The sequence below is a fragment of the Photobacterium lutimaris genome (assembly GCF_003025555.1).
Lineage (GTDB): Bacteria > Pseudomonadota > Gammaproteobacteria > Enterobacterales > Vibrionaceae > Photobacterium > Photobacterium lutimaris.
This window is the reverse complement of record NZ_PYMH01000023.1, coordinates 1-12,718: the sequence shown is the minus strand read 5'-3', so window position 1 is coordinate 12,718 and position 12,718 is coordinate 1. Positions and strand designations below refer to the sequence as shown.

Here is a 12,718-nt window from a genome sequence, read left to right as displayed (position 1 = left end):
TTTGTTTCAATGCTAGCCAAAATTCCGGCCAGCAAAGCCATAATTACCTTTTCTTAACCTTTCCTTATCAGACCAAAAACAATGTTGGTGAACATATGGATAGCTTAAGAACAATTGATGTTTCGATAATTAGCGTTTTGGCATATTTTGTCAATCGGAATTCTTTTCAAATCCTGATCTGATCTCATTATTTTACTCGCTTTATGTTATTTAGGCCGTATGTGTCGGTTGTTAGGCGCAATAATCGCCAATGCACATAAGGTTAGAGCCTGAACATATGATCTGGTTGCTGATCATATGTATGGCCCCGGGAGTGGCGATACTCCCGGGGCAGACGACTGGTTGGTAGGGTTACATGGTGACGCCGATGGAGAGGATGATGCAGTTTAGCGCGACAAAGAAGGCAACCAGCGGTGCGATAAATTTCAGCCAGGTCACATAAGGGATACGCGCAATGGCCAGACCGCCCATCAGTACACCGTAAGTTGGGGTTACAAACAGGACAGTACCAATTCCGCTCATAAACGCGGTAACGACTAATTCGCGGCCAGTGTTGGCAAAATCACTCAATGGAGCCAGGATAGGCATGCTCATCACTGCCAGGCCGGAGGTAGACGGTATAATAAACGACAGCAGCATTTCAATGCCGTAGACGGTGTTGATAAACAGTACCGAGCTCTTGCCGGCAACAAGCCCTTCGGCATAGTTAAGAATGGTATCGGTGATATTGCCTGCTTCCATTACGACAACGATACCACGTGCAACACCGACAATTAATGCAACCCCGATGAGATCGGCTGCACCGGCGACAAATGAGTCAATCAGGTCATCTTCACTCAGGCGGCCGACAATCCCGCATAGGATCCCCATGAAGATAAACAGGGTTGCCATCTCAGCCATCCACCAACCAAGAACGGATACACCGTAGATCATGATAGTGAATGTCAGGATAAACAGTACCAGTACCGCTTGCTGCGGGCCGGTAAGCACCGGCAGGTTGCTGGTGGTGTCTTTGTTGCCAAGAAAATGCTGTTCGTGATCATGGCGCAGGTGGGCAAGCAGTGATGACTCTGGATTGTTCTGAACCTTTTTCGCGTAGCGCATGACGTAGCCGATACCGACAACCAGGGCGATTGCCAGAATCGCAAAACGCAGTTCTACACCGCTGAGGAAGTCCACGCTGGCCGCGTTAGAGGCAATCACCGTACCAAACGGGTTGATAGTCGAGCCCAGGGTGCCGATCCCGGTACCCACGAAGATCACGGCAACGGCCACCAGAGGGTCAAAGCGTGCAGTCATGAAAATGGGGATAAGCAGGCCGTAAAATGCCAGTGATTCCTCTGCCATACCGTAGGAGGTGCCACCGAGCGCGAACAGAACCATCAGGATCGGGATCATATAGATCTCTTTGCCTTTCAGGCGCACCATGATCCGCGCAATACCGGTATCAATTGCCCCGGTTTTGGTGACTATCCCTAAAAAGCCACCGACCATCAGGACAAAGAGGCTGACATCAATGGCTCCGATGACGCCGCTGATAGGATCATAGAAACCAGAAATGGGTGCCATTAGTGTGTCGAAAAAACCTTGCGGCGACGATTCAATTATTTGGAACGAGCCAGGCAAAGGGACTTCACGGCCGAGTTGTTCGTTCATCTCGCGGGTGTATTTCCCTGCTGGCAGTATGTAGGTCAGCATGGCAAAAAATGCTATCAAGAAGAACAGGATGGTAAATGTATTGGGAAACTTTTTAATTTTTAGCATGGTGCTTCCTTAGCAGGTTGCAGTTCGGTGCTGCATTAGTTGGGTCGAAATTAAATGAAGCGTTTGGTGACGTATTCGGATGTCATGCATTGCAGGACCCCCCCGTAAGAGAGTTCGAATTCGACCAGGCTGCCTGTGTAGTAGTCTGTCTTGCTGTCACTGATGTCGATGATCAGGTGGTCGCTACTGCCGCCGATAACGATGATGTCCTTGTCTTTGGGGGTGATCTCGCTGATATCGACATCTTGCTTGCCAATTGCGCAAATGGCGCGTTTGCGTAATCCCCTGTCAACAAACTCAGGCTTGTTGCCAAAGGCATCGAGGGCTGTGGAATGGGTCGGTACTGAAGGTTTTATTTTAAGCTCGACGATTTCGGCGGTGAGATCAAAAGTATCCTGCCGGGTATTGGGGATTGGATCATCGTTTAAGCCAATACCCATCAGGAGTGATGCCCCGAGCCTGAGCTGATTGATATCTCGCGGAAGCTGACCGTTGAGCATCAAGGGCAGAGCGGCCGAGCTGGCGCCGGAGATGTATTTCAGTGTGATACCCAGTTCAGATTCAATCTGCCTGGCGAGGCTGACCAGTTTGCTCTGGTTCTCTGCGGTGGGCTCCACTCCACCGTAGCAAGCGAGGTTGGTGCCGAGACCGACTACCTCTATACCGGGCAGCGCCATTGCTTTGTGAGAAAGCGCGATCGTCTCTTCTTCATAGAACGCCCCTTCGCGGAGATCACCCAAGTCATGCATGAGGATAATCTGATGAGTTTTATGCTGCCTGACTGCCGCGTCAGACAGTGCTTCCAATGTCGTGAGTTCTGAGTTGAGGGAGATATCGGCATAATGCACCACATCGTCGGCCTCGCTGATGGCGGGTATCCTTAACAGCATTTTTTCCGCATCAAGCCGCTGGAGTTTTTTTAAATTGGCAATGCGTGAATCGGCCAGCAGGTGAATACCGCCGTCGATAATTGCTTGGCCAACCTCCGGATAGGCGCAGGCCAGCTTGGTTATGCCAGCGGGGGAAACGCCGTAGTTGTGGCAGGCGGAAACCATATGCTGGGTATTTTCGGTGATCGTATCTAAATGAATATTAATGCAAGGGTAAGTGCTCATATCATTACCTTTAGGCAATATTGTAATTTGGTATTATTGAGCGCTATTTATGGGTAAAGATAAATAATGAGTTTTGTATGGTTACTTTGAAAAATGACAATGTATTATTTTTGATGAAATAATATCCGCAGGATAAGTAATTTTATCCCGCGGTAATAATCATTATATTTAAAACAAAGTTTATTATTTGGAGAGGGGGAGCGGAGATTGTTGCTGCTGGTGCACCATGGTGATGGCACGAATTAATTCAGAGGCAGCCTTTGATAATTCTTTTGATTCAAGGGTGGTCAAATGAAATTTGGCAAAATACTCCAGAGAAGGGGCGTTAACTTTGACCATTTCTCCTCGCTGCACCCAAATCGATGCGTAGTGATCTGGCAGATAACCCACAAAATTGCCGGATAGGATGAGATGGGCTGTGGCTTCCATGTTGGTACTGCAGGCAAGATGGATCAGATCTTTGGTATCGCTAAGCGGTGTGATTTTGTGGGACAGACCACGTTCTACAACTGGAAACTGGCGTAGTTCCTGGGGGGTGATCTCCTTTGATATCGCGAGTATTGGGTGGTCGGGTACGCAGTACAGGCACTGTCTTTCGCCAAACAAGTAGGTATATTTTAATCCGTCTTTGGGGACTTCAGAAGAGGTGATCCCTACTTCTGTTTTACCGTCAAGCAGCATCATCTCTATTTGGTAGGAATCCCAGATATCGGTGTTAATAGAGACTTTCGGGTGCTCACTGCAAAAGATCCTGATGGCTTGTTGGATTTTGCATTGCGGGTTGGTGGCAATGTTATCGGTTAAGGTCAGCTTAATATGGCCGTGGGAAACATTTCTGATGCTATCGAGCTGCTCTTCAAAATGGACAATATTATTAAATAGTTCCTGGCATAACTGGTAAACCTTGAGGCCATCATGGGTAAGACGAAAGCCTCTGCGTCCCCGGTGGCAGAGTGTCATACCGAGTCGGGTTTCCAGATCGTTCATTCGGGTGCTAATTGTTGATTGGTGCATATTTAATTTAAATTGTGCTGCGGAAAAACCACCTGAATCAACGATTGTCGCAAATAAGTGGAGGAGTTTAATGTCACAGTCATTAATTTTTCGCATCTCATATTCTCATTTTTATTATTGATTTTATGATCGAATGATATGTTGTTCTGAGATCTATCACTCTGGTTTAAATATTCAAGCCAAATAGGTACACAACAGACGAACAATATCTGTCAGAAATAAACGGGTGATTGTGCGATGCCATTAAACCGGAAGAATAATGGCACTGCGTCATTAAGTGGTGAGGGTTACCTGATGGTGAATCTCCTCAATCAGCAGCGATAATCGCTGTTCGAGCAATGAAAGAACGTCATCTGAAGGGAGTTGACCGGTCTTGATTTTCTTTTCGACCGCTGCTGCCGTTTGCTGTACATGGATGGCGCCGATGCTGCCTGATACGCCTTTTAATGAGTGGCTAATCAATGCCGCTGAATCAAAATCTTGCTCAACCAGGGCTTGCCTTAACTTTTTCATATCCAAGCTATGCTCGTCGACAAACATCTGCAGGAACTGGCATACGATATCGTGGTCGTCGTCCATCATCTCTAGCAGGCTTGTCAGGTCGATTTGTTTGAAGCTGTCTGGATTAAGGTTGCCCTCGCCTTCGCCGTTTGTTGGCTGACTGCTGTGGTGGGGGGAAGCCGCTTCATGGAGAAGGGCCTGCTCCTCAGCTTCTAGCTCCGAGCGCAGCCGAGCCATATGGGTGATCTTGCTCTTAAAACGCTGGAGGGCGTCAACCAGCTTACCTTCATCCAGCGGTTTGGTGATCATGCATTCCACCCCGGCTTTGAGCATGTTGCGCTGGGTTTCAGCAAAGACATCAGCAGTACAGGCAAAAATCGGTGTTTCGCAGGCTGGAGGGGGCAGCTTGCGGATCCGCTGGGTCGCTTCGATACCATCCATCACCGGCATATGGTTGTCCATCAAAATCAGATCGAAGGCCTGGGTCTTCATGATTTTCAATGCCTCAGCACCATTCTCGGCGATGGACGGAATAAACCCCCGTTGCTTAAGAAAACTTTCAATGATCAGCACATTGAGGTGGTTATCCTCGACAATCAACACCTTGAGGCCAGCAAATGCCCGGCTGTCAAAAGCAATGTCACTGCTTTCTTCGGCGGTATATTGTCCCGGTTGCATCATGACAGAGACATGGAAAGTCGCGCCGGCTCCTTGCTCGCTGGTCACGGACACTTGCCCGCGCATCAGCTGCGCCAGCTGCTTGACGATACTCAACCCCAGCCCTGTACCGCCAAAGCGGCGGCTAGTCGATGCTTCGGCCTGGGCAAAGGGGTCAAATATAAGGTTGATGCGCTCGGCAGGAATACCAATCCCGGTATCGGTAATATCAATATGGAGGTATTGATCACCACTTGATTCTCCCGTGGTGAGGGATAGCGATACCGAGATTTTGCCTTTTTCGGTGAATTTAATGGCATTGCTGATGAGGTTAAAGAGGATCTGCCGGATCCGAGCTTTATCGGCATAGAACCATAGGCGACGGTCAAAGTCGCACTGGATATTGAACTCGATGCCTTTCTCTTTCGCCAGCGAATAGTAGGTGCTCTCGATGGCGCCAACCAGATCGGTAAAACAGAAGTGGGTGGGGTCAAGCTTCAATTGTCTCTGCTCAATCTTGGAAAAATCCAAAATATCGTTAAGCAGAGCCATCATGTGCTTGCCAGACTCAAGCAAGGTGCGCATATGCTGCTCTTGCTCCTTGTTGAGATCGGTCTTGAGCAATAGCTGTGATAGGCCAAGCATCCCGTTCATCGGGGTGCGGATCTCGTGCGATAGGTTGGCAAGGAACGCGGACTTTGCCCGGTCTGCTGACTCTGCTTTGTTCAGGGCTTGGTTCAGGCGCTGGGTATCACTAGCGATTTTGTTGGCTCCTTGGTTCAACGCGTCGTGCAGAACTTTGAATTCATAAGGGCCTTTGAATGTATTGTTACGTGAATAATTGCCAAGTTTGAACTGGGCGGCAAATCGGCTCAAGGCTGCAATAGGGGCGGTGATGTGTTTGGTAAGCATCAGCGACAGTACGATGACGATGCCTGCAGTAAGCAGCAGTGCCAGAAAGAAATACCGTTGAAGGTAGTCGATGGTTGCTGTCACCGTGTGCTCAGGGGTGATTGAAGCGAGGTACCAGCTTGTTTGCCCCTCTAACTGGATATTGAGTGGGGCAAGCGTCGTGACCATCGCTTGTCCTTGCCGATTGATGAAGCTGTGCAGGTCGCCTGGGCTCTGACTGTCAATTTGCCTGCTTGGTTGGGAAAGCTGAAGCTGCTGGCGAATGTATGTCTGGAAATCGTCAAATATCGCGAGGCTTATGCCTTGGTGGCGGCCCGAAAGGATGATGTCAGCGTTGCGGTTGATCAGCATGATGTAGTCGCTGTTGCTGATCTGCTCGCCAAGAAATGTCAGTTGCGCGTTGAGCTCATCGAGCCGATAGCGGATAACCAGATAGATTTCGCGCGTATCATCGGCATGATGCTGATGGGTCACCGTACTGATGATATAGAGATAGGCAATATCGTCTTGGTATTGCGGCGGCGAAATAAGAAGGTTGGCTTTGTCGTTGCTGAGTTCGACGAGCTGCTGGGTGATACCTGCCAGCCCTGCTTGCTCCAGGGTTGCCTCAATGTTTGTCGGCAGAGTATTGGCAGAGGTGGCGACAGCTGTTAGCGTCTGCTGGTGCGCTTCGATCAGGTCTATTTGACTGAAGCTGGGATCAACCTTAGACAGTTCGTTGAGGTAGTTGCTGATAAAGGTGCGTTGGCCTGGGGAATGGTCTGCTTGATGTTCCAGCAACGGCAGCTCGAAAACGGGCGAACTGGCAAGTTTGCGGATGCTCAACAAGCGCTGGGCGAGGATATCATCAAGGTTGTGTGCGGCCAATTCGGTGCGGCTGCTCAATCCCTTGGCAATTTGTTCGGTGGCTACTGTTGTCAGCTTATCACTGCTGAGCCAGTTATAGATAAAGGCCGGAACAATGCCGATAAACAGCATACTTCCGAGTAAAATCGGCTTAATTCTATTGGGTATCATCCGTGAACATCCATTCCATTACAGCGGTGCCCGAAGGTTAGCACGCTTACGCTTTTATAGGAGTGTGATATATCTTCCATGAATTTATCAACCGATACATGGAAAGGAAGAGGAGAAATTGGATCTCCCCATCATTATTGGCCTAGAAGGTATTAGCTAAGTAGCTGTTCGAGTGTTAACGGTGTGGTTACCAATCCCATTCGCTGGGCAGGGGTGAAGCCATCTTTATCTTGGTGGCATAAGTTGTGCCAAGCGCGATAGATATCAAGCAAGGGGAGCAGGCCGCCCGGTCGCAGCTTACGTCGTGGTTCATTGATGAACTGGGCAAATTGATCTTGGAAGCGCTGCTGGTATCGCGTTATGGCCTTGTGGGTCGCAATCTCCAACCATTGACCTTCGTTATCCTTTTCGCCGCCTAAATGGCAGACCCCTTTGCTGATGTCGTTTTGGCGGGTGAAAGCCCAGCGGTCACGCCACCACCCCATCAGCACGATATCAATCCGTCCTGCCTGCTGACCGTGTTGCCACTCGGGATCGGTTTCGACATATATCGGGTGGATGGTTTTGTCTTTGATGCGCTCGCAAAAAATAGAGATACAGGCGGAGCGGAGCAAGGTTTCTTGTGGCATATAGATAGCCAGCTTTTCATTTTGAACGAGCATTTGTTGCAGGTGCATATAGTGGGCATACACCGTGTATTGTGGTCGGATCAAACAGCCTTTGGAAGGGTAATTCAACCGAGGCTTGCTCGACAGCGGGTCTTCAAAATTTGGCCGCGCCATGATCTCTCGGTAAACCGCGTCGATATGGGCTAATAGCCCTTGTGGCAATGCGGCTGGGGCTTCAACCCGTTGGGCTGATGGGGCAGCCATAAATCGTGCCCCATCGGCGTAAGGGTCATGCCATTCGCTACATTCTTTGTGTTCATCGGGCTGGTAGTTGATATCTTGCGCCAATACGTAACCGGACTCGGCTTCGCTACTGGCGACCCAGAGCACACCGTTCCCGCTGTTGGGTTGTAATTCACTAATATCTGAGGCCAATGCTAACTGTGGCGTATGCTTTACCAAGCGGGCATCAAACATCGCGAGTTGGCGGCGACAGCGACTGGCAATATGCGATAGCTGATCGTAGAACGATTTTGGATTCATGTTGAGGCGACGGCAGATATCTCTGACCGGATAACCGGTAAACAGCATGGCTAACAATTTTTGCTGGATAAGATTTTTGCCGTTAACCCCTGACCAGCGATCAACAAAGGTCGCTTGGCAGCATTTGCAACGATAACGCTGGCGATCGCCACTGAAACCAAAAGCATGGTAGAGGTGGCGGTGGGTCAGTACCGGTAGTCCGAGGTTTTCGCAGTCGGGGTTGCTGCAGGCCGGCATGCCGCTGTTTTGCTGCTGCTTGAGGCGCAAGGCTTCTTCGACGACATCATGGTTATTGATGATCGGAGGGAAGGCCCCGCACTCCTTGCAAACCAACATTGGCTTGTTCGGATTGTTACGCTGAAGGACGTAATGATGGGGGTCGGTAGAACCAAAATGGCTGCAGCTGACGGTTTTACAATGATTGAGTTGATGGCCGTTACAGGCTTCGGGAAGTAACGAATCGTGATTGTCGAGACGGCGCGTATTCATCATGGCAGCCTAACCTTATCCATGGGCTTAAGCAACAAGCGAGTTATGTGAACTGTTTGGCAGGGGGAGAGCCCATAAGGGGGGTGGTACAGAGCAGGTGTCCCCTGCTCTGTACCATTAGTGTCTACAACGGGCCTTGACTTAGTATCTTCGCCGGCAAACGGTAGTGAATGCCATTAAATTGTGTAAGACGCCACATTTTACAAAATTTTGAGCTGCTTGATAGTAAGGCAAAGCAATGCTGCAGAGACTAATTATTCTCACTGTCTGTCATACCAATACCATCTGAACAAATGGCATTGGTATGAGGGTCTATCCAAGGAGCACCAAGGTGCTTGGGTAGACAAGTTAAAGTGTGGCCGATGAATCGGGGTTACACCGGCCACGGTAGGTTCGTTATAGCTTGATGGCTGTTTCCAATGCAACGTTCATCATTTGTGCAAAGGACTTCTGGCGATCTTCAGAGCTTAGTTTTTCACCGCGCTTGATGTGGTCAGACACTGTTAGGATAGTCAGGGCTTTCGCACCTAGCTCGGCGGCAACACCGTAGATACCTGCCGCTTCCATATCAACGCCTAGCATGCCTAGTTTTTCCATTTTGTCGAACAGGTCTGCTTCTGGGCTGTAGAAAAGGTCAGCAGAGAAAACATTACCAACGCGGACTGGTACATTCTGCGCACGGGCTTCATTGACAGCAGTTTCTAGTAGGCCGAAATCAGCGATAGCCGCAAAGTCGTGGTTGTTGAAGCGGATACGGTTCACTTTAGAGTCCGTTGATGCACCCATACCAATGATGACATCCATCAGCTTCACGTCGTCGTGTACGGCACCACAACTACCGACACGGATGATGTTCTTCACGCCGAAATCTTTGATGAGTTCGTGAACGTAAATTGAGCATGATGGGATACCCATACCGTGGCCCATAACAGATACGCGCTCGCCCTTGTATGTTCCGGTGTAACCGAACATGTTACGAACGTCACAAACCAGTTGAACGTCTTCAAGGTAATTTTCAGCAATAAATTTTGCACGTAGTGGGTCGCCAGGCATCAGGACTGTTTCTGCAAAATCACCAAGTTCAGCATTGATATGTGGGGTAGCCATAGTTCACTCCAGGTATGTGGTTTATACGTTATTCGCTGTGTCGTTTATATAAAGTGTGTGTTTAAGAGAAAAAACGCTCAACGATGCTTTGGTAGGCAACGCCGCCAAGGTAAACACCGACGATTCCCATGATGCCAGGCAGCACAGGTGGCGCAGGCAGTGGAAGTTTAATGGCCGAGAAAAATAGACCAACAATTAATCCTGCAAAAACTGCAAGCAGAATCTCATTCATGTGTTTACCCTCTATATTGTTGTGTATTTCAACGTAGTTGGCTGCTCTTTTGGCGCCTTGACTCGTTGCGTCGTGTTGATGGATTAAAGTGTAAGCAAGGACGTGATGGGATCTCGCGATCGTGATCACATTTTATTGAGCTGTTAGTTAAAAATAGCAGCTTGATTACCAAATCTGTTGAAAGGGTGAGGGGTATCGTTTGCGTGGCAGGTCGGGGGAATTCCGTTTAATTACGCTGGTTTTTTGTTTAGGTTGTTGAAAGTTAAAGGGGTTTTGTTGTTAATTTCGATAGCTTTATACTAGTGCAATTTAATGAAACAATGTGAGTAAAAATGTGATGTTGTAATGGATTTCACTGGTGTTGGCTGTTCTCATTGTCGTTAATAATGGCGGGCTGGCGATAGATCGTCCTCCCCTGTTTGATGGTTTCGATAATTGTGATGTCCTTGATCAGCCCCGGATCCATCATCATCGGGTTAGCGGAGAGGATCACGGCATCGGCCTGCTTTCCCGGTACCAGTTCACCTTTAATGTCATCTTCAAAAAATTGGAAGGCGGCATGGGTGCTCATGGTTGACAGGGCCTGCTGGGGGGTGAGGCGTAGCCCACTGCCCATGATCTCTTCACCTTCCGTCATTCGGTTGACCGCAGACCACAATGTAAAAAGGGTATCGACGGCTGAGGGACCGGGATGGCAAATGTTGCTGGCAGGTAGGTCATCCTCCAACGCGTGCTTTATCGGGCTCTGGGTATCGGCACGGTTGAGGCCGAGTTTGTCGACATCGTCTTCCCCGTGTTGATAGATGCTGCTGGTGTCAAAGCAGCCGATTATTCCCAGCTTGGCATACTGCTGCAATTGGTTATCGCGCATAAAGCGCGACATCACAACGACGTGGCGCTGATCTTGTCCGGCATTGAGTTTTAGGTCATAGCCGGCCTGGATAACAGCATCAATCGCGGCATCGCCCATGGCGTGAATAAACAGCTGGAGCTCATTTTCAACAACCAATTGAAATACGCTATAGAAGGTGCTGAAAGGCAACAAGGATTCGCTACGCCAATTTGGTGCGGGTAGGGCAGGATTATCTTGATAAGGGTAAGCCATCCAGGCGGTGTAGTCTGAAACACGGCCATCAAGCGCCAGCGAGAACCCCGCAACCTTTAACTTGTTGTGGTACTGCCCTAAGGTGAATTGTGCATCATCGACAACGGTTTCTAGCTCACTGATGCTGGGGATCGCGATGATATCTAATAGTAGTTTGTTGGCATTAGCGTGTGCAAACAAGGTCTTGAGCTCTGTGTGAGTGATGCCGATATCAACCAGTGTTGTGATCCCTTGGCTGGCGAAGGAGCGTTGGGCTTGTTCAAGGTCGGCTGTTTGCTCAAGGTGTTTGGAAAATTCACTGTTGCCGGCAAAAAAACCGGGGATCATGGTATTGCCCTCCAAGTCGATAACTTGTGTGGTATCGCCTTGGTGGCGCATGACTCCGGTTCGGGAACCTATTGCTTGTACCCTACCGTTTTTAAACGCAATCGCCGTGACTTTTTCAGTATGGGCTGACAGGGTAAGAATGGTACCGTTTATATAGATGGTGTCGGCATCTGGTGTCTCGTCTATGCTGTCACAGGCCAAAAGCATAAAAAGCATCGCCGCTGATAGGTATTGCTTGAGGTCCCTGAGAAAGGTGTTGGGCATGATATAGGTAACCGTCCTGAGAGCACAGTGAATTAGGAAAACCGTTTTGTGAGTATAGGCAGAGTTGAGCGCCTGCACGGAAAACAACAATGGAATTGGTAATTTGCTGTAATACGCACTACCCATAATAAGGACGCGGTCAGATTATTTTCGAAGGACAGGAAGCATGAAAAGACTAGGGTTAGTGGCGACGTTATTATTCTGTGCAACGCCTGCTTCAGCAGACTTGTTGGGCATTTCCGTCGGAGCGACGGTGGGGGGGAGCCGGGTTGAGTACCAGGGGAATGATGATACAGGGGTTGAATATGGTATTAATGGCTCTTACCACATTAATGATATTTTGAGTATCAATGCCGGGGTGGTGCAGGGCAGTGTTGATGTCAACGCGCCAAACCAGTTGGCAAAAAATGAAATTGACTACACGTCATTCCCACTAACGTTGCGGGCGGATTTGCCTCTGTTGATCGGCAGTGTATACGGCAAACTCGGCACTAATTACTACGATTATGATGTCGACCAATCTGGCCAACCCAGACAAAGTGAAGACGGTTGGGGGTTCGCCGGAGGGGCGGGCGTTGTTTTTACTATGCTGCCGTTTATCGATTTGTCTTTGAATTATGAATATCGCGATATGGGCGATGTAACCAATAACGCTATTGTGTTCGGGGTTAGTGCTGGACTTTAATCAGGTCGGTTTTCCGCACTGGCTTGACAGTGCGGGCTTCCCCGCAATTACGCTAAAGAATGAGTGTTAGCCTCTGCATATCTTTATGCTGAATACCGGTTCCCAGAACCAGCTCTTGGGCTTTTTCCTTCCGCGACTGGGTAATCACAAATCCCTACCACTTTATTATCCGACGAAACCGTGTAGATATCGGGAGTGTTGGTAGATACGTGTTGCTGGGTCATTGATGCTATGCTGGTGTAACTCGCTTCTGTCGAGTAGACGACACCTGTTACCAAGTGTCGTCCCTCTAAGAACCCAGCGTGCAACTTTCACCGCACTAGGCTCAAGCCTTCACGAGAGCACCAATTGGCACCCAGCAACTTATAAAGCAGTGAG

At 49.1% G+C, this 12,718-nt stretch carries 9 protein-coding genes; 1 reads left to right on the top strand and 8 read right to left on the bottom strand.

Annotated elements, in window-relative coordinates; genetic code table 11:
- Positions 1-351: 351 nt before the first annotated feature.
- From C9I99_RS25870 to C9I99_RS25835, 8 genes are all read right to left on the bottom strand, one after another.
- The gene (locus C9I99_RS25870) at positions 352-1,764 is read right to left on the bottom strand and encodes a YfcC family protein (RefSeq protein WP_107351721.1); all 1,413 of its coding nucleotides are present in this window, start codon (positions 1,762-1,764) and stop codon (positions 352-354) included.
- 50 nt (positions 1,765-1,814) lie between these two features.
- A complete protein-coding gene (locus C9I99_RS25865) occupies positions 1,815-2,879 on the bottom strand; it encodes an alanine/ornithine racemase family PLP-dependent enzyme (protein WP_107351720.1) in 1,065 nt (354 codons plus the stop codon).
- 183 nt (positions 2,880-3,062) lie between these two features.
- Complete coding sequence (locus C9I99_RS25860; protein ID WP_107351719.1) at positions 3,063-3,989, bottom strand: LysR family transcriptional regulator; 927 nt, start codon at positions 3,987-3,989, stop codon at positions 3,063-3,065.
- 177 nt (positions 3,990-4,166) lie between these two features.
- Positions 4,167-6,980, bottom strand: coding sequence for a hybrid sensor histidine kinase/response regulator (locus C9I99_RS25855; RefSeq protein ID WP_107351718.1), 2,814 nt, complete (start codon positions 6,978-6,980; stop codon positions 4,167-4,169).
- Positions 6,981-7,132: 152 nt separating this feature from the next.
- A complete protein-coding gene (locus C9I99_RS25850; protein ID WP_107351717.1) occupies positions 7,133-8,623 on the bottom strand; it encodes a lactate dehydrogenase in 1,491 nt (496 codons plus the stop codon).
- A gap of 393 nt (positions 8,624-9,016) precedes the next feature.
- Positions 9,017-9,727 (bottom strand): purine-nucleoside phosphorylase, encoded by a 711-nt coding sequence (gene deoD, locus C9I99_RS25845; protein ID WP_107351716.1) that lies wholly within the window; start codon positions 9,725-9,727, stop codon positions 9,017-9,019.
- 61 nt (positions 9,728-9,788) lie between these two features.
- Entirely contained in the window at positions 9,789-9,959 is a 171-nt protein-coding gene (locus C9I99_RS25840) for a XapX domain-containing protein (RefSeq protein ID WP_107351715.1), read from the bottom strand.
- Positions 9,960-10,311: 352 nt separating this feature from the next.
- Positions 10,312-11,655 (bottom strand): amidohydrolase family protein, encoded by a 1,344-nt coding sequence (locus C9I99_RS25835; protein WP_166645524.1) that lies wholly within the window; start codon positions 11,653-11,655, stop codon positions 10,312-10,314.
- A gap of 166 nt (positions 11,656-11,821) precedes the next feature.
- Here C9I99_RS25835 and C9I99_RS25830 point away from each other — a divergent pair, with 166 nt between their 5' ends.
- A complete protein-coding gene (locus C9I99_RS25830) occupies positions 11,822-12,340 on the top strand; it encodes a porin family protein (RefSeq protein WP_107351713.1) in 519 nt (172 codons plus the stop codon).
- Positions 12,341-12,718 lie beyond the last annotated feature (378 nt).

Coding starts and splice junctions, on each gene's coding strand:
- C9I99_RS25870 (WP_107351721.1), bottom strand. CDS start 1,764: ATGCTAAAAATTAAAAAGTTTCCCAATACATTTACCATCCTGTTCTTC.
- C9I99_RS25865 (WP_107351720.1), bottom strand. CDS start 2,879: ATGAGCACTTACCCTTGCATTAATATTCATTTAGATACGATCACCGAA.
- C9I99_RS25860 (WP_107351719.1), bottom strand. CDS start 3,989: ATGCGAAAAATTAATGACTGTGACATTAAACTCCTCCACTTATTTGCG.
- C9I99_RS25855 (WP_107351718.1), bottom strand. CDS start 6,980: ATGATACCCAATAGAATTAAGCCGATTTTACTCGGAAGTATGCTGTTT.
- C9I99_RS25850 (WP_107351717.1), bottom strand. CDS start 8,623: ATGATGAATACGCGCCGTCTCGACAATCACGATTCGTTACTTCCCGAA.
- deoD (WP_107351716.1), bottom strand. CDS start 9,727: ATGGCTACCCCACATATCAATGCTGAACTTGGTGATTTTGCAGAAACA.
- C9I99_RS25840 (WP_107351715.1), bottom strand. CDS start 9,959: ATGAATGAGATTCTGCTTGCAGTTTTTGCAGGATTAATTGTTGGTCTA.
- C9I99_RS25835 (WP_166645524.1), bottom strand. CDS start 11,655: ATGCCCAACACCTTTCTCAGGGACCTCAAGCAATACCTATCAGCGGCG.
- C9I99_RS25830 (WP_107351713.1), top strand. CDS start 11,822: ATGAAAAGACTAGGGTTAGTGGCGACGTTATTATTCTGTGCAACGCCT.